28 protein-coding genes and 1 pseudogene are annotated in these 25,375 nt (G+C 39.8%); 13 read left to right on the top strand and 16 right to left on the bottom strand.

Features of this window, described 5'->3' with window-relative positions:
* Positions 1–3: 3 nt before the first annotated feature.
* Both pdhA and GJU40_RS05735 read right to left on the bottom strand, forming a co-directional pair.
* Positions 4–1,119 (bottom strand): pyruvate dehydrogenase (acetyl-transferring) E1 component subunit alpha, encoded by a 1,116-nt coding sequence (pdhA, locus tag GJU40_RS05740; protein ID WP_154306794.1) that lies wholly within the window; start codon positions 1,117–1,119, stop codon positions 4–6.
* A 549-nt stretch (positions 1,120–1,668) separates the two neighbouring features.
* Positions 1,669–2,328 carry a YkyA family protein gene (locus tag GJU40_RS05735; protein WP_154306793.1) on the bottom strand — a complete coding sequence of 220 codons (660 nt, stop codon included), beginning with the start codon at positions 2,326–2,328 and terminating at the stop codon, positions 1,669–1,671.
* 277 nt (positions 2,329–2,605) lie between these two features.
* On the opposite strand from GJU40_RS05735, the gene GJU40_RS05730 reads away from it, so the two are divergent.
* Positions 2,606–2,758: a YjcZ family sporulation protein gene (locus tag GJU40_RS05730; protein ID WP_154306792.1), complete on the top strand. Its 153-nt coding sequence runs from the start codon at positions 2,606–2,608 to the stop codon at positions 2,756–2,758.
* A 165-nt stretch (positions 2,759–2,923) separates the two neighbouring features.
* Positions 2,924–3,478, top strand: a complete 555-nt coding sequence (gene def / locus GJU40_RS05725; protein WP_154306851.1) for a peptide deformylase — start codon at positions 2,924–2,926, stop codon at positions 3,476–3,478.
* 40 nt (positions 3,479–3,518) lie between these two features.
* On the opposite strand, the gene GJU40_RS05720 is transcribed toward def, so the two are convergent.
* Positions 3,519–4,292 (bottom strand): Cof-type HAD-IIB family hydrolase, encoded by a 774-nt coding sequence (locus GJU40_RS05720; RefSeq protein ID WP_154306791.1) that lies wholly within the window; start codon positions 4,290–4,292, stop codon positions 3,519–3,521.
* Positions 4,293–4,781: 489 nt separating this feature from the next.
* Between GJU40_RS05720 and GJU40_RS05715 the strand changes: the two genes are divergently transcribed.
* The 4 genes from GJU40_RS05715 to GJU40_RS05700 all read left to right on the top strand — a co-directional run bounded on the left by GJU40_RS05715 (position 4,782) and on the right by GJU40_RS05700 (position 8,315).
* Positions 4,782–4,991, top strand: coding sequence for a DNA-dependent RNA polymerase subunit epsilon (locus GJU40_RS05715; protein WP_154306790.1), 210 nt, complete (start codon positions 4,782–4,784; stop codon positions 4,989–4,991).
* A 6-nt stretch (positions 4,992–4,997) separates the two neighbouring features.
* Positions 4,998–6,665, top strand: a complete 1,668-nt coding sequence (gene rnjA, locus GJU40_RS05710) for a ribonuclease J1 (RefSeq protein ID WP_154306789.1) — start codon at positions 4,998–5,000, stop codon at positions 6,663–6,665.
* Positions 6,666–7,261: 596 nt separating this feature from the next.
* Positions 7,262–7,462 carry a hypothetical protein gene (locus GJU40_RS05705; RefSeq protein WP_154306788.1) on the top strand — a complete coding sequence of 67 codons (201 nt, stop codon included), beginning with the start codon at positions 7,262–7,264 and terminating at the stop codon, positions 7,460–7,462.
* Complete coding sequence (locus tag GJU40_RS05700) at positions 7,434–8,315, top strand: TetR/AcrR family transcriptional regulator (RefSeq protein WP_170289339.1); 882 nt, start codon at positions 7,434–7,436, stop codon at positions 8,313–8,315. The genes GJU40_RS05705 and GJU40_RS05700 overlap by 29 nt, the downstream gene beginning before the upstream one ends.
* 240 nt (positions 8,316–8,555) lie before the next feature.
* Here the strand turns inward: GJU40_RS05700 and GJU40_RS05695 are convergent, their stop codons facing one another.
* From GJU40_RS05695 to GJU40_RS05675, 5 genes are all read right to left on the bottom strand, one after another.
* Positions 8,556–9,218 carry a potassium channel family protein gene (locus tag GJU40_RS05695; protein WP_154306786.1) on the bottom strand — a complete coding sequence of 221 codons (663 nt, stop codon included), beginning with the start codon at positions 9,216–9,218 and terminating at the stop codon, positions 8,556–8,558.
* Positions 9,219–9,334: 116 nt separating this feature from the next.
* Complete coding sequence (locus tag GJU40_RS05690) at positions 9,335–10,639, bottom strand: ATP-binding protein (protein ID WP_154306785.1); 1,305 nt, start codon at positions 10,637–10,639, stop codon at positions 9,335–9,337.
* Positions 10,636–11,565: a ribokinase gene (gene rbsK, locus GJU40_RS05685; RefSeq protein ID WP_154306784.1), complete on the bottom strand. Its 930-nt coding sequence runs from the start codon at positions 11,563–11,565 to the stop codon at positions 10,636–10,638. Before rbsK ends, GJU40_RS05690 begins: the two co-directional genes overlap by 4 nt.
* A gap of 153 nt (positions 11,566–11,718) precedes the next feature.
* Entirely contained in the window at positions 11,719–12,222 is a 504-nt protein-coding gene (locus GJU40_RS05680) for a GNAT family N-acetyltransferase (RefSeq protein WP_246188279.1), read from the bottom strand.
* Positions 12,223–12,239: 17 nt separating this feature from the next.
* Positions 12,240–12,752, bottom strand: coding sequence for an acyl-CoA thioesterase (locus GJU40_RS05675; RefSeq protein WP_154306783.1), 513 nt, complete (start codon positions 12,750–12,752; stop codon positions 12,240–12,242).
* Positions 12,753–12,922: 170 nt separating this feature from the next.
* Between GJU40_RS05675 and GJU40_RS05670 the strand changes: the two genes are divergently transcribed.
* A complete protein-coding gene (locus GJU40_RS05670) occupies positions 12,923–13,087 on the top strand; it encodes a hypothetical protein (RefSeq protein WP_154306782.1) in 165 nt (54 codons plus the stop codon).
* Positions 13,088–13,197: 110 nt separating this feature from the next.
* On the opposite strand, the gene GJU40_RS05665 is transcribed toward GJU40_RS05670, so the two are convergent.
* From GJU40_RS05665 to GJU40_RS05655, 3 genes are all read right to left on the bottom strand, one after another.
* Positions 13,198–13,434: a DUF7336 domain-containing protein gene (locus GJU40_RS05665; RefSeq protein ID WP_154306781.1), complete on the bottom strand. Its 237-nt coding sequence runs from the start codon at positions 13,432–13,434 to the stop codon at positions 13,198–13,200.
* A gap of 21 nt (positions 13,435–13,455) precedes the next feature.
* Complete coding sequence (locus GJU40_RS05660) at positions 13,456–14,649, bottom strand: DUF418 domain-containing protein (RefSeq protein ID WP_154306780.1); 1,194 nt, start codon at positions 14,647–14,649, stop codon at positions 13,456–13,458.
* A gap of 291 nt (positions 14,650–14,940) precedes the next feature.
* On the bottom strand, positions 14,941–15,141 hold the full coding sequence (locus GJU40_RS05655) for a ChaB family protein (protein WP_343031418.1): 201 nt from the start codon (positions 15,139–15,141) through the stop codon (positions 14,941–14,943).
* Between the two features lie 186 nt (positions 15,142–15,327).
* Here GJU40_RS05655 and mreBH point away from each other — a divergent pair, with 186 nt between their 5' ends.
* A complete protein-coding gene (gene mreBH, locus GJU40_RS05650) occupies positions 15,328–16,335 on the top strand; it encodes a rod-share determining protein MreBH (protein ID WP_154306778.1) in 1,008 nt (335 codons plus the stop codon).
* A 141-nt stretch (positions 16,336–16,476) separates the two neighbouring features.
* Positions 16,477–16,644, top strand: a complete 168-nt coding sequence (locus tag GJU40_RS20945; RefSeq protein WP_246188278.1) for a protein YkpC — start codon at positions 16,477–16,479, stop codon at positions 16,642–16,644.
* 305 nt (positions 16,645–16,949) lie between these two features.
* On the opposite strand, the gene GJU40_RS05645 is transcribed toward GJU40_RS20945, so the two are convergent.
* The 5 genes from GJU40_RS05645 to GJU40_RS05630 all read right to left on the bottom strand — a co-directional run bounded on the left by GJU40_RS05645 (position 16,950) and on the right by GJU40_RS05630 (position 21,012).
* Positions 16,950–17,162 carry an RNA chaperone Hfq gene (locus GJU40_RS05645; RefSeq protein WP_154306777.1) on the bottom strand — a complete coding sequence of 71 codons (213 nt, stop codon included), beginning with the start codon at positions 17,160–17,162 and terminating at the stop codon, positions 16,950–16,952.
* 81 nt (positions 17,163–17,243) lie between these two features.
* On the bottom strand, positions 17,244–17,669 hold the full coding sequence (locus GJU40_RS05640; RefSeq protein WP_154306776.1) for a hypothetical protein: 426 nt from the start codon (positions 17,667–17,669) through the stop codon (positions 17,244–17,246).
* A 202-nt stretch (positions 17,670–17,871) separates the two neighbouring features.
* Positions 17,872–18,183 carry a hypothetical protein gene (locus GJU40_RS20940; protein ID WP_246188277.1) on the bottom strand — a complete coding sequence of 104 codons (312 nt, stop codon included), beginning with the start codon at positions 18,181–18,183 and terminating at the stop codon, positions 17,872–17,874.
* 9 nt (positions 18,184–18,192) lie between these two features.
* On the bottom strand, positions 18,193–19,584 hold the full coding sequence (gene abc-f, locus GJU40_RS05635; protein WP_246188276.1) for a ribosomal protection-like ABC-F family protein: 1,392 nt from the start codon (positions 19,582–19,584) through the stop codon (positions 18,193–18,195).
* 261 nt (positions 19,585–19,845) lie between these two features.
* The gene (locus tag GJU40_RS05630) at positions 19,846–21,012 is read right to left on the bottom strand and encodes an acyl-CoA dehydrogenase family protein (protein WP_154306775.1); all 1,167 of its coding nucleotides are present in this window, start codon (positions 21,010–21,012) and stop codon (positions 19,846–19,848) included.
* A gap of 149 nt (positions 21,013–21,161) precedes the next feature.
* Here GJU40_RS05630 and GJU40_RS05625 point away from each other — a divergent pair, with 149 nt between their 5' ends.
* From GJU40_RS05625 to GJU40_RS05610, 4 genes and pseudogenes are all read left to right on the top strand, one after another.
* Positions 21,162–22,394 carry an aminopeptidase gene (locus GJU40_RS05625; protein ID WP_154306774.1) on the top strand — a complete coding sequence of 411 codons (1,233 nt, stop codon included), beginning with the start codon at positions 21,162–21,164 and terminating at the stop codon, positions 22,392–22,394.
* A 159-nt stretch (positions 22,395–22,553) separates the two neighbouring features.
* Positions 22,554–23,480: a CobW family GTP-binding protein gene (locus tag GJU40_RS05620; protein WP_154306773.1), complete on the top strand. Its 927-nt coding sequence runs from the start codon at positions 22,554–22,556 to the stop codon at positions 23,478–23,480.
* A gap of 157 nt (positions 23,481–23,637) precedes the next feature.
* Positions 23,638–24,659, top strand: a pseudogene (locus tag GJU40_RS05615) (IS1595 family transposase).
* A gap of 42 nt (positions 24,660–24,701) precedes the next feature.
* Positions 24,702–25,208: a hypothetical protein gene (locus GJU40_RS05610; protein ID WP_154306772.1), complete on the top strand. Its 507-nt coding sequence runs from the start codon at positions 24,702–24,704 to the stop codon at positions 25,206–25,208.
* Positions 25,209–25,375 lie beyond the last annotated feature (167 nt).

Genomic DNA, 25,375 nt, shown 5'->3' with positions numbered 1-25,375 from the left:
GGCTTACTTCGACTCCTTCTCTTTGTAAATTTCATACTGCTCTTGAAGGTTATTTGGCAACTCTTCATACATAATTTCCATTAAATCTGTTACTTTTTGCTTTGGCTCTTCGTCAGCCTTTTTAATCGCGTTTTTGATGTCTTCTTTCGCCTGTTCAATCACGCTGTTTTCATCTTCTTCGCTCCACAACCCTTTGCTCTCAAGGAAACTGCGGAAGCGTACAAGAGGGTCTTTTAGTTCCCAGTCGTTTTCCATTTCTTTCGTACGGTAACGTGTCGGGTCATCCCCTGCCATTGTATGCGGTCCGTAACGGAACGTAAGAGTTTCAATCAATGTAGGGCCTTCACCATTTACTGCACGTTCACGCGCTTCTCGAACTGCAGCATAAACAGCAAGCGGATCCATACCGTCAACTTGAATACCAACAATACCTGCAGCAGCAGCTTTTTGTGCAATTGTCGTTGCAGCAGACTGTTTTTCAACAGGAGTGGAGATAGCATAACGGTTGTTCTGGACAACAAAGATTGCAGGAGCTTTATATGCACCCGCAAAGTTAATTCCTTCATAGAAGTCCCCTTGAGATGCTCCACCGTCTCCAGTGTAGGTAATTGCAACTGCATTTTTTCCTTTTTTCTTTAAACCAAGAGCTACACCGGCAGCCTGGATAATTTGAGCACCGATAATAATTTGCGGAGACAATGCATTCAGTTCCTCAGGCATCTGGTTTCCGCGGAAATGTCCACGAGAAAATAGGAACGCTTGATGCAGAGGAAGACCATGCCATATTAACTGAGGCACATCGCGGTATCCCGGAAGGATGAAATCTTCTTTTTCCAGAGCAAATTGAGAAGCAAGCTGAGAAGCTTCCTGCCCTGCTGTAGGTGCATAGAAACCTAAGCGGCCTTGACGGTTTAAAGAAATAGAACGCTGATCCAATATGCGGGTATACACCATTCTTTTCATTAATTCTTTTAATTGATCGTCAGATAATTCAGGCATCGCAGCTTCATTTACTACCTCGCCTTTTTCATTAAGAACTTGCAGCATTTCAAACTGCTTTGCAATTGCGTCAAATTGCTTTTTGCTATCAACAACTGCCTTTTGAGTCTTTGCAGCCATCTAAGTCACCTCTTCCTTTCGATTTCAAATAAATATTTAGAGAATTCCAGACATACACAGCATTAGGTTACCCCAAAAAGGACACCAAGACACATAAATAAGATTCCTATTATGCCTGCCACTTTGTAGTTTGTTTAAATACTTGCAATGATATGTATGTTTCCTCATGTATTTAAAAACTGTATTAATTTAACCACAGTTCAAATTAATACAATTAATCATAACAGTGATTAGTTTACACTATTGGATTTATTTCCGTCAATCCTTATGTTTTGTTCAGAAAAAAAGGAATAAAATCCTTGAAAAACTGTTATAAAATGGATGAACTTTAAACTGTTATAGTTACTCAACTGGTGCTGTATTATATAAATTAATACAGATACATACTTGCACAATTTATGAAGTTCCTCTTGTGTTTTTGCAGCAGCATAACAGCCAAAAAGGCAGCAACTAACGTGTGTGGAATTTCAATCACTATGCTAAACGATTACAGCAGGAAGGATGCCATCATACAAAAAAACGGCGAGGCTGAAAGCCGGCCGCTCATATTTATGCTTCATTCACTTCCAGGCCTGCCGCCTCGTAGAATTCCTTTTTTGTCTGATTGTATTGATCTGTAAATTCATTAAATCGTTTGTTTTCCTCAATCACTTTTTCATAGCTTTCATTAATCTGGCTGATCTGCCCTTCAAGTTCATCCAATTTAAGGTCTTCATTTTGGAGAAGGGTGTACAATTGCTTATCCTGGGAAATGGCCTGTGTATAGTTTTGATGAAGCTGATCATAGGACTGATAGCGTTCTGTCATCACATCCCGAAGTTCAATCGCTTTGTTTTTAGCATCGCCATCTTCCATTTTTTCAATTTCATCATTAATCTTTTCGAATTCCTGCCGGCCTTCCTGAATGCTTTCATTTTCTTGCGTGATTCTTTCTTCCCTTTCCTCTACAAGACCAGCAGCTTCTTGAGACAGGGACACAATTTCATCATATTCTTTCATACCCAGTGAAATTATTTGATTGTACAGTTCATTTTCCTGTCTCTCCAGCTCGTAAAGCGGTTCTTGCTGTTCTTTGAAAGTGTCTTCAAGCGAAACAACTTTCTCCAGTGTATTATAGATATTTTCTGCCGGGGATGTCCCGGAACACCCAGCAAGGATGATCATTGCCAGCAGCATAGAAACTAAGCTGCTGTAAGTTCTCTTTTTCATCTCTGGTTTCCCCCCTTAAGTAACATTACTACTATAAATAGTAATTAGACTTTTTACAACACATACAAATCAACTATTTTGTTCGACAAAAATCTTCATATGTATCAGTTCCACTATGTATAGCAGTTCTTCCTCTAATTAGTCTTGTACCCCAAAAAAAGAATTCCCTAACTAGGCTAAAGTCTAAACACTTTTGCCGCAATTACATAAAGTAAAGTAAACGCTCAGGCAAATGCACTACCAAGAGGGCGTATAAATTTTCAAGGAGGTCATTTACATGTACGGATATGGATATGGATATGGCTGCTGTTATCCTTCTTATGGATATGGCGGAGCAGTTGGCGGTGCTTTTGGAGCAGGACGTACTTTCGCTTTGATCGTAGTACTTTTCATCTTGCTTGTAATTGTGGGTGCAGCTTTCATCTGCTAACATAAATAGTCCTAATTAGGTTATTGCCTGCTTTCTGCAGGCATACCTTACATATAAGACCGGAATTCAGCCCAGTGAACTTTTACAGGGCATATCCTTTCAGTTTTCTTTTTCTTGCTATATAATTTAAACTAATTGCCAGGAGTTTTTTAAGGAGTGAACGAAATGATCACAATGGAAGATATTGTAAGGGAAGGACATCCTGCCCTGAGAGAACCAGCATCGGAGGTACCTCTTCCTCCATCAGCAGAAGATAACGATACCTTAAAGCAAATGCTTGATTACTTACAAAACAGCCAGGATCCCGAATTGGCTGAAAAGTATGGACTCCGTCCCGGCATAGGACTCGCAGCTCCCCAGATAAATGTAAAAAAAAGAATGATCGCCATTCACACGATGGATGAACAAGGTAAGCAGCATACATATGCACTTTATAATCCAAAAATCATCAGCCATTCAGTTGAAAAAAGTTACCTTACTTCAGGAGAAGGATGCCTGTCAGTAGACCGTTCAGTTCCAGGTTTCGTTCCAAGAAATGCGCGGATCAGAGTAAAAGCAGCTGACATTGATGGAAACCCTGTAGAGCTTCGCTTAAAGGGACTTCTCTCGATCGTCTTTCAACATGAAATTGACCACCTAAACGGCGTCATGTTCTACGATCATATCAATGAAGAAGAACCGTTCGCACAGCCGGAGCAGGCGACGCCGGTTGAAAGGTGAACAGAAACTGTTAAAAGACACGGGTCTCCCCGTGTCTTTTTTATGGAAGAAGCCCAAGCTCCTTCACTGCATACTCTATCCCGCCCTCATCTACTGGCTTTGTTACAAAGTCAGCAATTTCCTTCAGAGCTGGTACAGCATTACCCATTGCAACTCCATGACCTGCAAAGCGAATCATTTCAAGGTCATTCAAACCGTCCCCGAAGGCATAAATATCTTCCTTTTCGCGGCCAAGACGTTCCAGAAGTTTTTTAATTCCTTCTGCCTTTGATCCTCCGTAAGGAAGAATATCTGTAGAGTATTCATGCCATCTAATAAAGTTTAAATCCTCAAAATGGGCGTATTTCTCTTCTTCTCCTTCCTTGCAGAAAAGAAGCGTCTGGTATATTTCATTTTGTTTATAAAACTCTGGGTTTAAGCCTGGGTGGGCAAATTTTAAGCTGCCCATGCTTTGATGTATGTATGGATGATTTTCCTTGGTTGCCATCATCTCTTTGTCAGACATAAAAACAAGTGCATGGTCCGTTTCTTCTGAGAATTTCAATACTTTTTGAAGAGTTTCTGTGTTCAAAGGGTTTTTGTAGATAACATCCCCTTCAAAGACAACAAACTGTCCATTAAAAGAAATGAAGGAATCGATTCCAAGCTCTTCGCGCAGATCTTCAAACATAAATGGAGCTCTTCCCGTGGAAATGGCTACATGGTGTCCGGCTTTTTTTAAATCCTGCACAGCTGTTCTTGTAGATTCAGGAATGTTTTTGTCGTGATCAAGCAGCGTTCCGTCTATATCAAAGAAAATAATTTTATCCTTCATGATTCCGCTCCTTTATTCATGTATTTTATAAAGCAGTAATGTCTTCTACAGTATACCAGACAAGGTGCTTACAACCAAAGAGCAGGCATCGCTTAGTTAACTTCATAAATTTACCACATGTAACCATGATAACAATGAAAGGAAATCCATATAATAGTATGGAAATAGATATAGAACGCCTCTCACCTCTTGGACAAGATAGCAAAGGAGTGATGTATATGCTCAAGCGGCTGAAGAAAAGAATCCAGAAACAGTGGAAAGACTTCCTGAAACGGAAATCGATTGCATAAAGACGCAAGCTGACAACATGCCGGAAATGATTTACACAATACAATCTGGTCTGGCAGCTAACATAAGCCGGACTGTTTTTCATATTGTAAAACAGCCTTCTTACTGCACACTTTGCCCTTTAGGTTGGCTTCAAGCTTAGAATAGAATATAATAGAACAAAGTTAGTCTAACATTCGGCAGTTAAGGAGAGAATTGGCAATGATATTTAAAGTATATTATCAGGAAAGTGTTCTTGAAGTTCCCGTACGTGAAAGAACGCAAACATTGTATGTAGAAGCGGAAGCTGAAAAGGATGTCCGCATTAAATTAAAGGATAAACCATATAACATAGAGTTTGTTCAGCCTGTAACAGGCAATTTTTTAGAGTACGAGCAAAAAAGTGAAAACTACAAAGTATTGGAGATATGATAGCTGATGAAATTTGTGAAAAATGATCAAGTCGCTGTATTCGCGCTAGGCGGGTTAGGCGAAATAGGTAAAAATACTTACGGAGTTCAATTTCAGGATGAAATCATTTTAATTGATGCCGGCATAAAATTTCCTGAAGAGGAGCTTCTTGGAATTGATTATGTAATACCGGATTATTCCTATCTTGTTAAAAATGAAGACAAGATTAAAGGTTTATTTATCACACATGGCCATGAAGACCATATTGGCGGTATTCCTTATCTGCTCAGACAGGTAAACATTCCAGTTTACGGCGGAAAGCTTGCTCTTGGACTTCTTCGCAACAAGCTTGAGGAGCATGGACTACTGCGCCAAACAAGGCTGATTGAAATTCATGAGGATGACTTGATTAAATTCAGAAAAACTTCTGTAACTTTCTTCAGAACAACGCACAGTATACCAGACTCTTACGGCGTAATGGTTAAAACGCCTCCTGGTAATATCGTACATACCGGTGACTTTAAGTTTGATTTCACTCCTGTAGGCGAGCCTGCAAACCTTACAAAAATGGCTGAGATTGGTAAAGATGGTGTCCTTTGTCTCCTTTCAGACAGCACAAATAGTGAAATTCCTGATTTTACTATGTCTGAGAGAAGAGTCGGCGACAGCATACAGGAAATCTTCCGAAAAGTTGACGGGAGAATAATTTTTGCTACTTTCGCATCAAACATTCACCGTCTTCAGCAGGTTATCGAAGCTGCCGTTATGCACGGAAGAAAAGTCGCAGTCTTTGGCCGCAGTATGGAAGCGGCTATCAATATTGGACAAGATCTTGGTTATATTCACGCACCAAAGGAAACATTTGTTGATGCGAATGAAATCAACCGTCTGCCTGCAAACAAGGTAACGATTCTTTGTACGGGAAGCCAGGGAGAGCCAATGGCAGCTTTGTCACGGATAGCAAACGGAACTCACCGTCAAATCCAAATCATCCATGGCGATACAGTTGTTTTCTCCTCTTCTCCTATTCCAGGAAACACTGTCAGCGTCAGCAGGACTATCAATGCCCTGTTTCGAGCCGGAGCAGACGTTATTCATGGCAAACTAAGTGACATTCATACATCGGGGCACGGAGGCGAAGAAGAACAAAAGCTGATGCTTCGTTTAATGAAGCCAAAATTCTTCATGCCGATACATGGTGAATACCGGATGCAGAAAATGCATGCTCAGCATGCAGTAGCATGTGGGGTGGAAGAAGAAAACTGCTTTATCATGGACAATGGTGACGTGCTTGCTCTCAGCAGTGATGAAGCAAGTGTCAGCGGTAAAATTCCATCCGGCAATGTGTATATTGATGGAAGCGGAATTGGCGATATCGGAAACATAGTCCTTCGCGACAGAAGAATATTGTCAGAAGAAGGCCTTGTCATCGTAGTGGTGAGCATCAATATGAAGGAATTTAAAATTTCTTCTGGGCCGGACATCATCTCCCGTGGCTTTGTTTATATGAGAGAATCCGGCGACTTAATTAATGATGCACAGGATTTGATTAACAAACACTTAACAAGGGTCATAGAACGCCGCACAACTCAATGGTCTGAAATTAAAAATGAAATTACTGATACCCTTTCACCTTTCCTGTACGAAAAAACGAAACGCCGCCCAATGATCCTTCCGATCATTATGGAAGTGTGATAAATTCGTAAAGCTTACTGAAAAAAAAGCTGTAACTCGGCTTATTATCGGGTTGGGTATTCAATATGAAACAGCAAATTTTCCAGCAGTCCAATTCATGATTGGGCTGCTTATTTTTATGTCAATTTCAAAAATCAATCGAATATTGCCTGGAGCATTATCATATTTCTACTTAAAATGACCCTTTAAACCGGCTGTGAAATCTGCTCAAGCAGTTTATTGGAGAAATTCTGCCATTCACTTTTTAAGGCTTAAAATATTTATATGGGTTAACTAGGAGATCATCCCTTATATCTATAGGCGCCAAACTGATTTTTTCAGGAATATCTCTGTTTATTTCCTGCACCCTAAAATCAATTTCGTTTGTTACCCTCCATAAAGATACATTGTAACGTGGTGTCCTCTACTAACGAATCAAGACACTTACAAACCTAATTTGTTACCCGCTGCTATGTTTTTATATGCCGGGTATTGTCCTCAAGGCGGCCAACATTTATAATGAAAATAGGCTGACCATTCAGTCAGCATGAGAATGAGATTGAGCTGAGCCTGGACAAGATACTTGTACGGCTGCTGAGAATAGAGAGGTAGAGACAATGGATGAAAAATTAAAATCTTCTTCGCTTTCCGAGTTTGTCAGGGGATTAAAGAAAAAAGGTGTTCATGCAGAATTAATTAGTCCAGCTAAGAGTAAACTTATAAAATGGCTTCACTCCAGGAGTGTAAACAGCAGCTCTACCGAACATTTGACTGAAGGTTGTGTAGAAATTGAGGGAAAGAGAAAAACTCATCATTAAGAGCGCCATGAAGTGCTTTGCTGAGCGCGGTTATTACCAAACTTCCATTCAGCAGATTGCAGATGAAGCATCCATGGCTAAGGGCTCAATTTATAATTATTTTGGTTCTAAGGAACAGCTGTTACTTGAAATATTCCAGCACCATTACGAAAATTTGTTTCTTGCTTTAGAAGAAATGGACAAAGAACAGATGTCAGCGAGAGAATGTTTTGAAAAACAGCTTAGTTTTATTTTTGTAGATGCTTCAAATAAATTGGATTTTGTTATCATGCAGACAAGAGAACAGGTTGCAAAAGTTAACCAGGAGATTTATCAGTATGTGGCAGGTGTGCGTAAACGTTTATTCCGCTGGTATACTAAACGGCTTTTAGATGTTTATGGCGAAAGCATCCATCCTTTTTCGGTTGATTTGGCTGCAATGCTTGAAGGCATGGTAAGAGAATATATGTTTTTTATACTGGTCGGAAAGAAGACAGCAGATATTCACGACTTGGGAGAATTTTTTTTAGTTAGAATGGATTACTTAGTTATTAGCTTCAAAGAAACAGGCGACTCAGGCAGGTTGAAGCAGGCTTACATAGATGAACCGCAAAAACAGGCTGGCAACAGAAAGCAGCTTGTTAAAAAGGCAATACAGCAGATTGATGAAATTGATTCCACAGCTTTTTTGCCTGAAGACAGTAAAAAACTGCAAAGGAGCCTGCTCTCTCTTCGTGAAGAAGCATTAAAGGAATCCCCAAACGATGTTGTATTATCGGGTTTAATTCTTTATTTGAAAACCTTTGACCAAAAATACCTGCTCAACAAGGTTGACTCGATAGAAGAAGCTCTTCAGCAAGCCCAGTTACTATAAAAATAAATACCTGATATTTTTTTCGGGTTCAGTTTTGAGAGAGAACTTATAAAATGAGCGTACAAAATCACTTATGATTCTGTACGCTTGTTTTTTTGTTATATTATCAGTTTTAGCATTTATTTTCACAAGTGAAATAGCACTGCTGTTTGGTAAACTGGCTGAAACTTTTCAGATGTCCGGACAGTTTTTCATTTCTGCAGAACGTGATAATCTTTTCCTTGGATTCCTCTTTTCTTGTCACCCTTCAAACACTTTTTTCTCGAAACGGTCTATATCTGTATCTGCGCCTATTACGATTAGAATATCTTGCATCAGTATTTCTTCATCCGCCTGCGGCGATACGATGATGTCTCTTCCCCTCTTAATAGCGACAATATTTATTCCGTATTTTGCACGAATATCCAAGTCAATCAGTGACTTTTTGGCAAGTTTTTCATTGGCGACAATTTCTACGATGCTGTGTTCATCCGAAAGTTCAAGATAGTCCAGCACATTGTTGGATATGATATTATGTGCGATCCTGCGGCCCATATCCCTTTCTGGATGAACAATCTGGTCTGCCCCAATTTTGGAAAGCACCTTTTCATGATAGTCATTTTGTGCTTTGACTGTGATATATTTAACGCCGAGCTCCTTTAAGATGAGCGTCGTCAAAATGCTCGCCTGTATATTGTCACCAATTGCCACAATAACATGATCAAAGTTTCGGATGCCAAGGCTTTTTAATACAGATTCATCTGTAGAATCCCCCACTACTGCATGGGAAGCTGTGTTGGCAAACTGGTTGACTTTATCTTCATCCGTATCCATTGCCATGACTTCCATTCCCTCTTCGCTTAAAGCTCGGCAAACACTGCCCCCAAAACGTCCTAATCCAATAACTGCAAATTCCTTTTTCATAGTATTCTCCTCCATAACATTCTTGTCATGCTGCTTTTTTAATTTTCTATGTATGAGATTGGCAGATTCTTTATAATATGCAGGCCAAACAAGTGTATGTTGTCAGTCTGCTTTAGTCACTTCACAGAAGATGGAGGCTTCGGGGAGACCGGAAGCGTTATGTTAAACGTGGTTCCTTTACCCAGTTCGCTTCTGACATCTATATCCCCGCTGTGATCACGGAGAATCCTCAAACAGACTGTCAGCCCAAGTCCTGTTCCTGTTTCCTTTGTTGTAAAGAAAGGCTCACCAAGCTGAGCCAACTGCTTGTCTGTCATTCCTACTCCCTGATCAATGATTGATACTACAATGTTGCTTCCGCTGTTCTCCGTTTTTAAACGCAGTGTTCCGCCTGTCGGCATCGCCTCTATTGCATTTTTTACTAAATTTATAAACACCTGCTTCAGCTGATTTTCATCACATGAAATCAGGCTGTTCAAAGCGTGAAGATTTTTTTCAAGGATAATATTATACATGTTGGCATTGGATTGAAGCAATGTTAATACAGATTGAAGAATCAAATGTAAATCATGTGCTCGGAATTGAATAGATTGCGGCTTTGCCAAAACCAGCATCTCACTTAAAACAAGATCAATTCTCTTAATTTCTGAAAAAATGATGTCAAAATACTGCTCATGTGCAGGATTTTCACTTCTCATCAGCTGCAGAAATCCATTGACAGATGTAAGGGGATTTCTCACCTCATGCGCTATTCCGGCTGCCAGCTGCCCTGCAATCGCGAGTTTTTGAGACTGCATGGCCAAGTCTCTATTAATCTCAAACAGCTCTTCCTCCGCTGTTTTTCTTTCTGTTATATTAATAATTGTTCCTACGCTTCCTCTGATGCTCCCATCATTATGATAGTAAAGCCTGCAGCGGACCTCTCCCCAAAAATCACCGCCGTCTTTTTTTCTGTAGCGGACTTCAAAGGAAAAATCTTCTTTTTTAGCTGATATCTGCTGACTTACATATTTCCTTATAGCTTTTTTTTCGTCCATTTTTACATAATAATAAAAACTCGTTGACAAGCTCTCTTCAACAGTGAATCCGGTAAATGCATACCAGGCAGGATTTAAGTATGTGAATTTTCCTTCTGCATCTGTCTGAAACACCGTATCCTGAATATTGTTAAGTACTAAGTGTGTTTCATTCAGAAGTTCCGCGTACTGCTTCTTACTCTTATCTAATTCTACTATCAGTACTTTTGATCTGTCATAATAAGTACCTAGCCACCATGCTGCTGAAAAAATAAGTAACGTATAGGGAATGTCCCACATTAAATTTACCGGATTATTTTCAATATAATAAAAGATATAGTTCCAAATCGAGATACAGATGATCGTGACAGATAATGCTACCAAGCTTCCAAGATGTTTTTTCATTGAAAACCCCTGATTACTTCAAGAAATGCCTGAAGCTCAGTACTGTTCGGCATGGAGGGTGCAGTGCCGACTTTTGTAACAGATAGTGCTGCTGCTGCATTTCCTTGAAGAGCTGCTTCACTTACAGATTTGCCAGCAAGAATTGCTGCTGCAAATGCTCCATTAAAGCAATCACCTGCACCAGCCGTATCAACAGCTTTCACCTGAAATCCAGGGAGAAGCTCTCCTGCTTGCCCGCCTGAATACAAATAACAGCCCTTCTTGCCAAGCGTGATCATCACATGAGACGCACCCATTTCGTAAAGAACTTTCGCAGCTTCAAGAAAATCGCTCTCTATTCTCAAGTTTATACCCGTCATGCTCTCTGCCTCAGTTTCGTTCGGCGTCAAATAGGTAACATGCTTCAAAAGGCTTTTATCAAAATCTCTATATGGAGCGGGGTTCAGAAGAACTGGTATATCATAGGCCTGAGCAACCTCAATTGCTTTTTTATTTGCTTCCATGCTGATTTCTAATTGCAGCAGAAGCAGGGAAGATCCAGCAACTGAAGCTTCAATAGCATCCATATCTTCCTGAAGGTAATCCATATTAGCTCCCGGTGCCACTACAATGCTGTTTTCTCCTTCCTGATCAACAACGATCAAGGCGCACCCTGTTTGCCCCTTGTCAGAAATCAGAAGATATTCAATGGGAAAGTTTTCAGAGCGGAAAGTCTTTTCAGCAAGCTCGCGAAATGAGTCATTTCCCACTTTTGTCATAAACCTTACTGCACAACCCAGACGTGCTGCTGCAGTAGCCTGATTGCACCCCTTTCCGCCCGGCCCTAATTGAAACGGTCCACCAAGAACCGTTTCGCCCGGTGCAGGAAGATGAGGTGAACGACTCATTAAATCTACATTGTAACTGCCGAGAACAGTAATCCCCATGTTTCTCACCTTTTTGATGTTTTTATTTATAATTCTATAAAATTCTACAATTCTCCTTCTTCAAACTTACTTGAAGAAGTATTTTATTGGCTATAGCAATGCTGCCGCCGGCCCTAAATTTACTCAAAAAAGACAGGCTGTCAGCTCTGTCCATCATTCCGGCATTTTTGCATCACTGATACCATATGCTTCATAAACAGCTCGCCAATTTTTTGGCCGCGCCATTTTGTTTTCCGGATTCTTTATTAATTCGAAGCCAAATTGTTTGTATAGCTCATGGGCATCCTGTGTACCCAAATGAAAGCCTGTCCCTTTCAGCTGCGGGTGTTTTGTAATTGTATCCACCAGCCACTTGCCAAGTCCTTCTGAACGATATTGTGGTAATATAAATACGTCACCAAGCCAGGAGTACCAGGAAAAATCAGTGACTACCCTGGCATAGCCGACCTGTGTCCCTCCATATCTTGGATCTCCTTTGTAAACCCCAAAACAGAATGAGTGTTCTATAGATGATTTAACTAGGTCAATATGAATATTTCTCAACCAGTAAGACTGCTGAGATAAAAACGAGTGAATAACTGAAACATCTAAAAAATCTTTATTCGTACTTATATAGTAGCCATCTTCTCTACATTCCCAAGTTTCAACCGGCATCATTTCATCCCCTTCTGTACTTAAGACCAAGGAAAAGCTGTACCATAAAGCTCAGCCATCTGGGCAAATTCCTGTTTACGTCTTTTTCTTGCTGCTGCCCTGTCCTTTCCAGTTTCATTAAGGGACTTTTCCATACTTGATTGAGGGATAACTCTTGGCACTCCAACCGTCTTCATATTTTTGTCCACTGCCACCATAGTTAAAAATGATATGGCACATACACTCCTGTTCCCGGAGAGCATATCCTCGGCTATCACCTTAACAAAAACCTCCATAGAAGTACGTCCTGTATATGTAACAAAAGCTTCTAAACAAACAGAATTCCCTTCATAGATAGGGTGCAGAAAATCCACAGAATCTGTAGAGGCAGTCACAACCTGGCTTCTGGCATGCCTTGTGGCTGCAATGGCTGCTACGTCATCAATATAAGCCATTAATTTTCCTCCGAACAAAGTCCGGTAATTATTCGTATCAGGAGGCAGCACGATACTAGTTTTCACCGTAAATGAATCTCTGCAAAATTTTTCTTCCATTTGCTATCTTCCTTTCATTCTAAAAAGATACTCCCTCTCATACAATTCATAAAGCGGAAGCCTGTCTGATGTGATAATTAGGTATTTATATCTATGTTTCAAATTCTTCCAAAAGGGAATAGGACCTATACAAAGGGCATTCCTGAAGTTCAGGAAAGGAGACATTCGCCATGATGCCTCAAAAAGAAGAAATCGTCTATTTTATTAAAGAACTTTGCCTGTTACAAAAAGAATATAAACTTTGCAGGCAGCATTCCCTGAAAGAAGCGATACAAAAAGATATTCAGCTTTTAAAGAATGCTATTGCAGAAAGTATGGCAATGCATACGAATTAGGGAGATGTCATGTTAGTATTATACAAAAACATATGACCTAGAGAGTACGGGGTTCTGCTGTACTCTCTTTTATTTTCCGATATTAGTATTTGTATTTCTTAAGCACTTTGTTATTCACCTTCGCTGCTGGTATAAATCAGATTTTCCAAGCCATTATGCTGTATAGTATCCAGCTTTTGTATTTTATATATTTCAAATTCATGATCATATCCATATTTATCTAAATTGTGTTGAATTTTATAGTTTTTCAGTGCCTCTCTTGCAAGTTCTTCATCTGTAAAGATTCCCACTACGTTTGAACTCTCGCCGCAATCTGAGCACCCGATATCAATCACCACATAATACATCTTGGCATCACCTCTTGCTCATTATAATTTCCTGTACACAGGTTTGTTCCTTTTTATGGGCAACTTTCTCCAATAAGTCAGCTGCCGCCATATCCATTCGACAGGACCATATTGGAATGTTTGAAGCCATAATCTGCTTAAAAAGATTTGAATGGTAAATATGACAGCTGCAAGCAGTACTGTCCAAATTGGCCCCAGTGACCCGTAAAGCCCTAATCCGTAGCTGTAAAAAATCATTGTGCAGATTACCGACTGCGTAAGATAATTTGTAATAGACATTCTTCCCACATTTCCAAGCGGAGTTAAGATCCTCTTAAAGAAGGGCTGCTGGCATAAAAGCAAGATAGCAAAGAAATAAAATATCGCCATTGCAGGCCCGCCTATCTGTTCTCCTAAAAATAAGTAGGAATATTCCATATCTCCCCAGTATGGAATGATTTTAAGTGGAAGTCCGACGATGAGAGCAATCATCATCCACAACTTAAAAAGAGCTGCCTTCTCTTTCACTTGTAGCAGCAGATCTGATTTACCGAGTGCTGCTCCAAGAAGAAACATAGGAAATACTGCAATAAATAAAAATGGAGCATTAGCAGCGTTATTGACCAACTGCCATTCTCCCAGTCTGTGCTGGAAGATTTCACTATATGTTCCAGATTGGTACACAGCAAGTGCGGTTTCAACAGCAGCTTCATCATAAAGTAATACAGATGTCCCTGCTTCCGGCTCCAGCAAAGACACAGCCTGTAAAAGGAAGAAAAACAAAATGCCTGGAACCATCATGAGCAGTAAAGCTGTAATGGATAATACTTTCGGAGAAGCTTTATGAAACAGCAGCAGTATAAAACCCAATAGTGCATATGTAATCAGTATATCCCCGCTCCATATAAAAAAGGCGTGAAAGACACCAAAAGCCAGTAAAACGAGAAGCCTGCGGACAATCATGACCAGAAAGGATTCAATACGGCTCCTTGCATTCTTTATCAAAATCATTGTTCCCAAGCCAAAAAGAAATGAAAACAGTGTATAAAAATTGGCCTGTGCGAATATTCCGATGAGTTTTTCTGTGATGATACTGATATGATCAGTCCAAAACGTTCCCGGAAGCATCATCGTTTCCAGGCCTGGATAGCTGAATGATTTCATATTTACAAGAAGTATACCAAATAGGGCAAACCCCCTGATGATATCAAGTTCAGCTATTCTTTTCTTTTCCATAATAGTCCCTCCGATTTCAACCTTCCTACATTGTATCGAAATATCCGGAAAATTGAAATTGAAAGAATGAATTGTGGTATTGAGGTTTCTTGTGCAAAAGAAGAGAAAGAAGCCATGAAATATGAACAACGTAAGTATTTAGTCATTCTCACTTGTCACTGCAAGTCATGCAGCATATTCGGGGATATTAAGGATTTTGAGAACTTCCTTCCCCAGGTTGAACTTTTCCACTTCATTCAATAAGCACTTACTTATTGTTGCTTCATGTATAGATAATTGTTTTAACTGAGATCAATCTTTTTTCACCCAATCTCCTTTTTGATTTTTATAGTAAACATTCTTTACAGCATTCCAAGCCACTTTGAAATGAGCTTCTTCATCTTTATATTCCTTTTCTGCTGAATTAAATGCCTCTTTGAAAATTTCCTGTCCGTGCTGGGGAAGATTCTCTTTTACTTGATCCGGCAAGTCTCTTAAATGATGATAAGGCACAGCTGATTCCTCCTTTTTAGATGACTCCTTCCCCTCTTCAACATCTTCGAAACTCAATCACTATTTCATTTTTCGCATATATCAAAAAGATTACAAAATGATGTCGATTTTTGTCTTACCCACACAAACCTCTGCTGTAGATGGTACCATTATGAGGACGAATTTTAAAATGAATGGGTGAAGTGTATGTTTTCTAATCCGGAAATTGGTATTGATTTGGGTACCGCAAATATTCTAGTTTATAGTAAGAATAAAGGTATCATCCTAAATGAACCTTCAGTTGTTGCGATAGATACTGAAACAAAAAAAGTACTCGCTGTAGGAATGGAAGCAAAAAGCATGATTGGGAAAACCCCAGGCAAAATTGTTGCAGTCCGACCTCTAAAAGATGGTGTGATAGCGGACTATGATGTTACTACTGATATGCTGAAAGAAATTATGAAAAAAGCCGGAAAAGTAATTGGACTTTCTCTTCGCAAACCTAATGTTGTCGTGTGTACTCCTTCAGGTTCAACTTCAGTTGAAAGAAGAGCAATTCACGATGCGGTAAAAAATTGCGGAGCTAAGCATGTGCATTTGATTGAGGAACCTGTAGCAGCAGCAATTGGAGCAGATCTTCCTGTTGAAGAACCTGTAGCTAATGTAGTTGTGGATATAGGCGGCGGCACAACAGAAGTAGGAATTATTTCGTTTGGCGGTGTGGTATCCTGCCATTCCTTAAGAATTGGCGGCGACCAGCTTGATGATGACATCATTCAGTATGTCCGCAAGCGGTATAACCTTTTAGTAGGTGAAAGAACTGCTGAAAACATTAAAATGGAAATAGGTTATGCCTTGATTGATCATGAAGAAATCACAATGGATGTTAGGGGACGGGATTTAGTCACCGGACTTCCTAAAACCATTTCACTACAGTCAGGTGAAATTCAGCAAGCAATGAAAGAGTCTCTGCTTCATATTTTGGAAACGATTCGAGCAACCCTTGAAGATTGTCCGCCGGAGCTAAGCGGAGATATTGTAGACCGTGGAGTGATTCTGACAGGAGGAGGCGCCTTGTTAAACGGTATGCAGGAATGGCTGAGCAAAGAAATTGTCGTACCTGTTCATATTGCTCCAAATCCGCTTGAATCAGTTGCCATTGGAACAGGCAAATCACTTACAGTTATCCATAAACTCCAAAAAGCAGCAAGATAAATAGAAATGAAGAAAGGCATGAGCAGAGCTCATGCCTTTTTTCATTGTTACGATATGTTTGCTAAATTATCATTCTTTATTAAAATAATGTAAAGGGGCATTTTTCCTTCTCAAATACTGCTCTGCTGCATAAGGTAAGAAATGTGTGATACTTATAGTACGGGAGGGCATACCGTTTTGAAGGATTTGGGAAGAAGATTTATAATTAGTCTGGCATTAACAGGAATTATTCTCGGAGGAATGTCAATTTCTCTTGCTCACATGCCGGCTGCTCCGCCTAAAGAAATTGCAAAATTGACGAGGGAATAAACTGCTGCTGCCTCTTACATAGAAATGTTATACGATAAGGGCAAATAAATCCTTATCGTTCAGCAGGCAGAATACTGTAAACAAACTCGGGTGAAACTGAAGGTAGTTTACAGTTTTTTACAGAGAGTCTGATTTCTGAACTAATTCAAAAGTGAGTTCGAAATAATAATATTCCGAACTCACTTTGCCTGCAAACTGAAGCCAGTAGAAAAGCTTCTTTTTATTTTACAACTTTTGATGTGTGCCATTTCAAATACCTCAACCTCTAGCCGGGAAAAGGAAACAATCTATTCTGCTGGTCAGATTCAGGCTTTGCGGCCGTCAGTAACAGTTAAGGTAGAAATATTAGATTTAAATAGGAGCTGCTGTTCTCCTTTTACCTCAAGAAGTACGGAGTATTGATCAAAACCTTTTAAATTGCCGGTTATTCTTACCCCGTTTTTAGTAAATAAAACAATTGTTTTATCTAAGTTTTTCGCAAAAAAAACTTCCTGATGGTCAGTTTTCTGTTTTTTCATGCCAGCGGCTCCTTTCAATTCATAAAAATCATATGTAAGTGCAGGAAACTTCTAAGAAAGAATTCCCTGCACGATGGTATGTTAATCCCACCAAAGTGAAAACACTTCATATTTATCCAGCAAGACAGGTGCTATATTGGGTATGCCAAATTGGTAGCCAGAAGTAATATAAGACGGATTTAGGTCAGAGAGCCAGGAGCTCACTTCTTCTCTGGTGGCGTTGGCCAATATATAAACTCTCTCTGAAACAAGCTTACTAGTCTTGCTGCTTTCATCTATCTCAATAAAAATTTCCTGCACACATTCTTTTTTTCTGACTTCAAACAGTATTTGATAAAAAACTGCATTTCCAGGGTGTTCAAGTAAATTTCCGCCTATTGAATTGCCTATTGATGTACACTGAGTTCCCTTTTCATCGTGAAAAAATTGCTCCAGTGTTAGTATAGGCAGGCTCTCCAGGCCTTTTCGCTGTTGCTTGGAAGCTGTATAATGTTGTGTGTTTTTCACCTTACTCACCTTCTTTTCGAATTGGTAGTAAAAGGATCGAGATCACACATTTCAGACAAAACGTAATGTTTCTGTCTATTTTACGCAATACACTGCCCGCAGGCACGTATTAAGATTATCAGAAATGGCTGATAGCTTTGCTTTCGCCTACTCCTTCCATTATAACGCAATTAGCGGTAATTTACGAACATTGGCAGAAAGTTTATTCTATCTCAAGCGCTTTCTTCCTTGATAACAAGTCATTATACTCTTTTTCAAGTTGTTCATAATCTTTATTTCCTTTTGTTAATTGTGACAACTTACCAATAGCAGCACTGATTTTAAGATCTATCAGCATTTCTTCTTCTTTTTGAAGGGAATTGTTTCCCATGCTTTTCTTTTTTTCTTCATACTCCTTTAAAGACATATCAAATCGCTGTATCTTCCCATCTTGAAAAAGCAGAATGGTATCACACAGCTTATTGATGAAATAGAAATCATGGGAAACAATCAGCAGTGTTCCCGGGAATTCCATTAATGTCCCCTACAGCTGTTCCCTGCTGGCAAGGTCAAGATGATTAGTTGGTTCATCAAGAATTAACAGATCAAAGCTGTTCAGCATCATTTTCCCTAGTTTCAGTCTAGTACGCTCTCCATGGCTTAACGTTTCAATGGGCTTTGTAATACTATCTTCATCGAGACCTAGATTAGCCAGCACCGTTCGTGCCCTGAAATAGTCATCTTTTGTGACAAGGTTCAAAATCTCCAATGCTGTTTTAGTTAATGGGAGATCATCTGTATCCTGAGTTAAATAAGCTGTTTCAACGGCTTCACTCTTCCATATCGTTCCTTCATCAAGCGTGTCAGCTTCCATCAAAATATTAAGCAGTGTAGTTTTGCCAGTACCATTTCTGCCAATCAATGCAACTCTTTCTCCCTGATTGATATAAAAGCTGCTGTTAGTAAAAAGATTCTGGCTCCCAAATGATTTTTCAGCTTTTTCAGCCTGTATTAAACGCTTACCTTTTTTTCCGTTATCTTGAAAACAGATTGTAATACCATCCTCTTCTATAGGCTTTATGATTTGTCTTTCCTGAAGCTCCTGCTGCAGCCTTTTCAGCTTTGACTGAATCTGTTTATCCATTTTCTTGGCTTTGGCCCGGTGGTATTCCTTATAACCGATCTGTCTTCTTTCTGACGGTGTACCTTTCTTCGTTGACTCCCTGTGGCCCTTTTCAGACCATTTGTTTAATGTTGAAATTTGCTGTTCCACCTTTTTAACCTGCTGCTGCTGAATGTCGTATTGTTGTTTCTGGTAATTCAGCAGTCTTTGTTTTTGCTGTTTATATGCCTCATAATTTCCTTTAAAGACAGTAAGATAACGATCTTGAAGTTCGAAAATTTTACTTACAGTATGGTCCAGTAAATAACGGTCATGAGAAATAATGATAACAGCACCTTTAAAACCTCTTATCTCCTTCATTAGCCACTGTACGCCTTCCAGGTCCATGTGGTTGGTAGGTTCATCAAGAATCAGCAAATCTGAATCACTAGACCAAACTTTTGCAAGTTCAAGTTTGAGCCTTTCTCCTCCACTTACATGCTTTAGTTTATTCTCATCCCAGCTGCAGGCTTTCTTTAACCCAAGCTGGCTTGTTAGTTCATATAAAGAATGAAGATCACCTTCTGCATGTTCTTCTCCTCTGCTGAGAGCTTGGCGGAGATAGCCGATTTTCATTCCTTTCCGGCTGAATTCAATTGTTCCTTCATCCTGCTCAAGCACCCGTGCAAGTATACCGGCAAGAGTAGACTTTCCTGATCCATTGCTGCCCACCAGGCCAATCTTGTCTCCCTCATATATTTCAGCATCTATTTCTTTAAGAACTGTTTTTTCACCGTATCTTTTATGAATGTTTTTCGCACATATTAACTTCATATACTCACCCCGCAAATAATAAAAAACTCTCCAGAAGTTCCTGGAGAGAGATTTATCCCTGGGTAAAAAATCACGAAATCAAAGAAGCCGTAAAGGCATCCATTTTTCGGGATGATTAAAAAAGGGCATACTAATCCTACTCTCCAGGTTCACCATTTTATAAAAATGATCCCAAAAAATAAGATTAGTACTTCATCGGCCTGCTTTCATCCCTTTCCGTTCCAACAATTACCATAATCATAATACAGTCCCTGCAGAGCGTCAACACTTATCAGAAAAAGCCTCATTGGCGAGCAAATCATAAGTAATATCATCAGCTGGGGGATTGTGCAGCCCTGCTCGGACATCACGATAAAGCCGTTCCAAAGGAGTATCTTTTGATAAACTTAGGCCTCCAACAATTCTCATTGCATTATCAACAACATTTAAAGCGGCGTTAACCGCAAACGTTTTAGCAAGGGCCAACTCGCTTTTCATGCTGTCTCTGGCAGCAGGCATTGAATCCCATTTCCTTGCTGTTCCATATAGTACATGCCTGGCTGCAAGAAGATCAGCTTCCATCCTCGCTGTTTTTCTTCTCACCTCGGGTACTTCTTTAATTGGATGAGGAAGGCTGCTTGGCTGATACGTTTTGGCAAATTCCACGGCATAATTGCGGGCAGCCTGTGCTATTCCGAGATAGCAGGCAGGAATATGCAGCAGCCATCCCTGGGACATACCCTGTTTTCCGCCTTCTTCAGCCGTCATAATAGAATTCAGAGGCACCTTTACTTTCTGAAGCACTAGATCGTCGCTTCTGGTCGCTCTCATCCCCAATGAATTCCAGGTGTTGATAACAGAGAGACCTTCTGCACCCCTGGGGATGAGGAACTCTTGTATATTCCCTGTTTCTTCTACCGTAGCTGTGACAATAAAATAATCCAGGATAGGTGCAAGAGATGTAAATGTCTTCCTGCCGTCTATCACCCAGTGACCATTTTTTTCAACTGCTGTTGTAGCCGGCTTCCCCCCTCTCAACGGGCTTCCGGTTTGAGCTTCTGTTGCAGCTGTATTCACCAGGACTTCGTCAGTTACTATTTCTCTGCAAATCTTTTCAAAGAGAGACACTTTCCACTTTTGCGTCTCTCTCGCGTTCATGATAATCCCTAAATGCCAGCCAAGCGATAGTGCCGTTGCACCATCACCTTTGGCCAGCACCTCCTGCACGAGCAGAAAGTCATACAGGCTCAGCTCCCTTCCGCCAAATTCCTCTGGAACCGTCAGCTTCAGAAAGCCCTCTTTTTTCAGATCAGCAAAATTTGCAAAAGGAAAAGCTGCCTCTTCATCATGCAGTTTTGCTCTTTGGCTGAAGTTACCTGCAAGCTGATTTGCCCGCTCAATTAGTTCTCTTTGGTGTGCTGTTTCAATGAATGTTTCTTCGGAAGCCATTGAGTTTCCCTCCTTACTATCTCTGATTGTACCCTCTATGCCGGTTTTGTGAAAAGTAATAAGTACATCTGAAGCTTCAGTTAGCCTGCACAGCTAAACTCTGATAAAATGAACATGTTCTTACATAATGTTTAGAGGAGGATTTACATATGTCTAATTTTCAGCAGCGTCTTGAAAAATATGCCGATCTTGCTGTGAAGGTTGGCGTTAATATCCAGGAAGGACAAACACTTATTATTAATGCTTCCCTGGAATCGGCTGAACTAGTGCGGATTCTCGCAAGAAAAGCTTACGAAACAGGTGCCAAACATGTTCATTTGGAATGGTTTGATGATCACGTAAACCGCACAAAATACGAGCTTGCTCCAGATGAAGCTTTTCAGGAATACCCGGAATGGAAAGCCCGCGGACTAGAAGAAATGGCCGAAGCGGGAGCTGCTGTCATTTCCATTGTTTCTTCAGATCCTGATCTTCTGAAAGGAATCAATCCTAAAAGAATTGCAGCGGCAAGCAAGGCGGCCGGTATGGCACTTGAGAAATACAGAAATTATATGCAGTCTGATAAGATCAGCTGGTGCGTCCTGTCTGCAGCTTCCCGTGCGTGGGCTCAAAAAGTTTTTCCCGAAGCTGCTGAGGATGAAGCAGTTGAAAAGCTCTGGGATGCCATTTTTGGAGCTGTTCGAGTAGATAAGGAAGATCCTGTGGCAGCCTGGGCTGAACATAACAGTGCACTTCATTCCAAAGTGGATTACTTAAACAGCAAGCATTATAAGGCACTTCATTACACAGCGGAAGGCACTGATCTTACCATAGAGCTTGCAGACAAACATTTATGGGTAGGGGCAGGCAGTGTAAATGAAAAAGGCCATGAATTTATGGCGAACATGCCGACTGAGGAAGTATTCACTGCTCCTAACAAAGACGGGATTACAGGCTATGTGACAAGCAAAAAGCCGCTGAGCTACGGCGGCAATTTAATTGATAACTTTACCTTTACTTTCGAAAGTGGACGAATTGTAGATGTGAAGGCTGAGCAGGGTGAAGAAATTCTCAAGCAGCTTGTCGAAACGGACGAGGGCTCACACTACATTGGTGAAGTTGCACTCGTTCCGCATGACTCTCCTATCAGCAACTCTGGAGTGTTATTCTATAATACGCTGTTTGACGAAAATGCATCAAATCACCTTGCGCTCGGGAATGCTTATCCCTTCTGTATTGAGGGCGGGAAGAAAATGACTGGTGAAGAATTGAAGAAAAACGGGCTAAATACCAGCATTACTCATGTAGATTTTATGATTGGGTCCGCTGATATGAATATTGATGGAATTAAAGAAGATGGCACACGTGAACCCTTATTTAAAAACGGAAACTGGGCGTTTTAATTTCATTCTGTTAGTTTAACACCGCCACCCTGAAATACGGGTGGTTTTTCGCTTTGGTATTCCAAGCTCTTAATGGTAACACTCCCTCTTCCGGGTGGTTGACGGAAGATCTTCTCTTTAGTACTGTAGATAACATCGAGACGAGAAGGATGATTAGTAATGGAGAAAATAGAAGTTTATATTCTATCAGGTTTTTTGGGAGCTGGAAAAACGACTCTGCTGACAAATATCTTAAAACAGGAAAAGGAACAAAATAGAAAAATTGCCGTTGTAATGAACGAGCTTGGGAAAATTTCTATAGACAGCAACGCAGTTCCTGAAGATACTCCATTAAAAGAGCTGTTGAACGGCTGTGTGTGCTGCACGATTTCCGGTCAGCTTGAGGCTCATTTGCAAGGGTTGATTCAGCAGCATGAGCTAGATGCTATTTATATTGAAACAACAGGGATTGCACATCCAGTTGAAGTGTTAGATGCCTGTCTTTCCCCCCTCTTTGCCGAAAAACTTGATATGCGCTCTATTGTTACTCTGGTAGATGCACTAAGGTGGAATGACAGGAGCTCTTTAAGTGTGCAGCTTCGCCAGCTTTTGCTGGAGCAGGTCAAACATGCCGATACGGTGCTGTTAAATAAGTCCGACAGCCTGACAGAATCTCAAAAAGCATCAGTTGTTATGGAGTTGCAAACCTTGAATTCATCGGGAAGAATTCTGCTGACAGAGTATGCCAACATAAAATTGTCAGACTTTCAAAGCGTGAAGAGAAAGAAATCAGAGGAGCATGTAGTGCTGCACGCTGAGAAATCACTACGTATGAGGTCTTACGTGCATACGTTTACATGCCCTGTAGATTTGGAGAAGTTCGAGGAGTTTCTTAGAAACATGCCGGATAATATATACAGGATAAAAGGTTACCTTTCTTTCTCAAAAAGCCGGGATATGTATTTATTTCAATATTCGTATGGAACGCCTGTTTATCTGAAAGAAGAACTGGTGATAAAAAATACACTTGTATTTATAGGTGAAAACTTGGAAGTGGAACTACTGAAAAGGAACCTGAAAGATCTCGAAATGACACTGGACTCTTAAAACGTAATACGCACTGAGTGCAGACCTTAAGAAAGAGCATCCGGGCGGATGCTCTTTCTTTTTTTATGGCTCTGTTAAAGGTGAATGTTGATATTTGAGACCCCTCCAACATCTTAGTATAATTAGCATAAGAACAGACATTCTGGAGGTGGCAAGATTGGGCAAAGCATTCAGCAATCTATTGAAACATATCGAAAATTTATCACAAACTGAAAAAAAACGAGTGTTTCAATGGGTAAAACGCTATGTTGAACCTTCTTCCTCTGTCAGTGGTCGCCTAATTAATGAAATGCGAGAAACTCGATTTAAAGAAGGGTTTGAATGTTGACGTTGTGCATCTGAACACGTTGTTAGATTTGGAAAATACAATGGTCGTCAACGCTATCGCTCTAAATGTTGTAATAAGACATTTACTGATACAACAAATACTGTTCTTTATCGCACTCGAAAAGGCAACGAATGGATTACATTTTTTGATTGTATGTTCAAAGGTTATTCCTTACGAAAATCTGCTGAAATCGTAGGGGTTACTTGGGTTACTCTTTTTTATTGGAGACATAAACTGTTAAGTGCATCAAAACAAATGGATTTTGAGCAATTTGAAGGTATCGTTGAAGTTGAAGAGACCTATTTCTTCAAAAAGGTCAACGTGGGATTGCGGAACGCAAACCTCGTAAACGGGGCGGGAAATCTAAATATCGAGGTATTAGCAACGAACAAGTATGCGTTCTGGTTGCCAGAGACCGTACAAAAGCAACCGTCTCCAAAGTTGCTTGTATGGGGCGTGTTGTAAAATCTAAGTTTGATAATATGATTGGTTCAAAACTTTCAAAAGAAAATGTGCTTGTCACTGATGCGTGGAGAGCCTATAAAACCTATGCTAAAGAAAAAGGGATAGAACATTACAGAATTAAATCAAACGATGGTAAGCACGTTATTAAAGGCTTGTATCACATTCAGAATGTAAATGGTCTCCACTCTCGTATGAAGCAATGGATAGACCGTTTTAAAGGTGTGGCTACTAAGTACCTTGACAATTATCTGGCTTGGTTTTTGTATGTAGATTGTCGTAGTAACGAAAGCACCAAACACAATATTAAAGAGTTTTTAATATCATCATTTGTATGTGAAATGACAGATACTTATGATAGTTTACGTTTGTCAAAATTCAATATGTAGTCCTTATCGAGTAACGTTAAAGATGAACAGGAGAGATAAAAATTGAATTATTATTTATATGATTTGCTTTTGGCTCAAAATATGGACAATATAAGCGACGAAGAATTTAATCATAATGATAGACAATGGCAACAAAACGTTGAGAAATATCAAGAAATATTTAAGACTTTAGCTGACCGATTACCTCACGATGTTTTTGAACACTTTAACTCTTGGGGGTTTCACGATTACCGTTTAAAAAAGATGGAGTTTGAACATAAAAGTCTTATTGATTTAAACGTACATTTCACTGTTTCAAACGATGTTGAAGATAAAAAAAATGAAAAATTATGGGTATTGAATTTTGAAAAGGTCTCTTTATATAATTATCAGCATCATAATTATGATATTGAAAAGAGTATTTTTAATAGAGAAATAGACGATTGGTTATATCAAGAATTCTTGCCGATTAACCAATCAACACTTTCGTTTGAAGTGTTATTTTCATCAGGAGGAAATGTGTTATTGCATTTCCCAAACAATTCGGTATCAATTAAAAGGATAAAATAAACACTGTACTCTTTTTCAAGTAGCAAAAGAAGGGAAACCCTTATAGAGTATGGTTTCCCTTCTTTCTTCCAATTATCAACATTAAAGTTTAACAGAGCCTTTTTTATAGCTGTAGTTACCATTGATCTCAGCCAAATACTGTGAAATGCAGGAGAAATAGAACTTAA

This window comes from Metabacillus lacus, from assembly GCF_009674805.1.
Classification (GTDB): domain Bacteria; phylum Bacillota; class Bacilli; order Bacillales; family Bacillaceae; genus Metabacillus_C; species Metabacillus_C lacus.
This window is presented reverse-complemented; position numbering and strand designations above follow the sequence as displayed.

Excerpts from the sequence above, each read along its gene's own strand:
- pdhA (WP_154306794.1), bottom strand. The coding sequence starts at position 1,119 with ATGGCTGCAAAGACTCAAAAGGCAGTTGTTGATAGCAAAAAGCAATTT.
- GJU40_RS05735 (WP_154306793.1), bottom strand. The coding sequence starts at position 2,328 with ATGAAAAAGAGAACTTACAGCAGCTTAGTTTCTATGCTGCTGGCAATG.
- GJU40_RS05730 (WP_154306792.1), top strand. The coding sequence starts at position 2,606 with ATGTACGGATATGGATATGGATATGGCTGCTGTTATCCTTCTTATGGA.
- def (WP_154306851.1), top strand. The coding sequence starts at position 2,924 with ATGATCACAATGGAAGATATTGTAAGGGAAGGACATCCTGCCCTGAGA.
- GJU40_RS05720 (WP_154306791.1), bottom strand. The coding sequence starts at position 4,292 with ATGAAGGATAAAATTATTTTCTTTGATATAGACGGAACGCTGCTTGAT.
- GJU40_RS05715 (WP_154306790.1), top strand. The coding sequence starts at position 4,782 with ATGATATTTAAAGTATATTATCAGGAAAGTGTTCTTGAAGTTCCCGTA.
- rnjA (WP_154306789.1), top strand. The coding sequence starts at position 4,998 with ATGAAATTTGTGAAAAATGATCAAGTCGCTGTATTCGCGCTAGGCGGG.
- GJU40_RS05705 (WP_154306788.1), top strand. The coding sequence starts at position 7,262 with ATGGATGAAAAATTAAAATCTTCTTCGCTTTCCGAGTTTGTCAGGGGA.
- GJU40_RS05695 (WP_154306786.1), bottom strand. The coding sequence starts at position 9,218 with ATGAAAAAGGAATTTGCAGTTATTGGATTAGGACGTTTTGGGGGCAGT.
- GJU40_RS05690 (WP_154306785.1), bottom strand. The coding sequence starts at position 10,639 with ATGAAAAAACATCTTGGAAGCTTGGTAGCATTATCTGTCACGATCATC.
- rbsK (WP_154306784.1), bottom strand. The coding sequence starts at position 11,565 with ATGGGGATTACTGTTCTCGGCAGTTACAATGTAGATTTAATGAGTCGT.
- GJU40_RS05680 (WP_246188279.1), bottom strand. The coding sequence starts at position 12,222 with ATGATGCCGGTTGAAACTTGGGAATGTAGAGAAGATGGCTACTATATA.
- GJU40_RS05675 (WP_154306783.1), bottom strand. The coding sequence starts at position 12,752 with ATGGAAGAAAAATTTTGCAGAGATTCATTTACGGTGAAAACTAGTATC.
- GJU40_RS05670 (WP_154306782.1), top strand. The coding sequence starts at position 12,923 with ATGATGCCTCAAAAAGAAGAAATCGTCTATTTTATTAAAGAACTTTGC.
- GJU40_RS05665 (WP_154306781.1), bottom strand. The coding sequence starts at position 13,434 with ATGTATTATGTGGTGATTGATATCGGGTGCTCAGATTGCGGCGAGAGT.
- GJU40_RS05660 (WP_154306780.1), bottom strand. The coding sequence starts at position 14,649 with ATGGAAAAGAAAAGAATAGCTGAACTTGATATCATCAGGGGGTTTGCC.
- mreBH (WP_154306778.1), top strand. The coding sequence starts at position 15,328 with ATGTTTTCTAATCCGGAAATTGGTATTGATTTGGGTACCGCAAATATT.
- GJU40_RS20945 (WP_246188278.1), top strand. The coding sequence starts at position 16,477 with ATGTGTGATACTTATAGTACGGGAGGGCATACCGTTTTGAAGGATTTG.
- GJU40_RS05645 (WP_154306777.1), bottom strand. The coding sequence starts at position 17,162 with ATGAAAAAACAGAAAACTGACCATCAGGAAGTTTTTTTTGCGAAAAAC.
- GJU40_RS20940 (WP_246188277.1), bottom strand. The coding sequence starts at position 18,183 with ATGGAATTCCCGGGAACACTGCTGATTGTTTCCCATGATTTCTATTTC.
- abc-f (WP_246188276.1), bottom strand. The coding sequence starts at position 19,584 with ATGAAGTTAATATGTGCGAAAAACATTCATAAAAGATACGGTGAAAAA.
- GJU40_RS05630 (WP_154306775.1), bottom strand. The coding sequence starts at position 21,012 with ATGGCTTCCGAAGAAACATTCATTGAAACAGCACACCAAAGAGAACTA.
- GJU40_RS05625 (WP_154306774.1), top strand. The coding sequence starts at position 21,162 with ATGTCTAATTTTCAGCAGCGTCTTGAAAAATATGCCGATCTTGCTGTG.
- GJU40_RS05620 (WP_154306773.1), top strand. The coding sequence starts at position 22,554 with ATGGAGAAAATAGAAGTTTATATTCTATCAGGTTTTTTGGGAGCTGGA.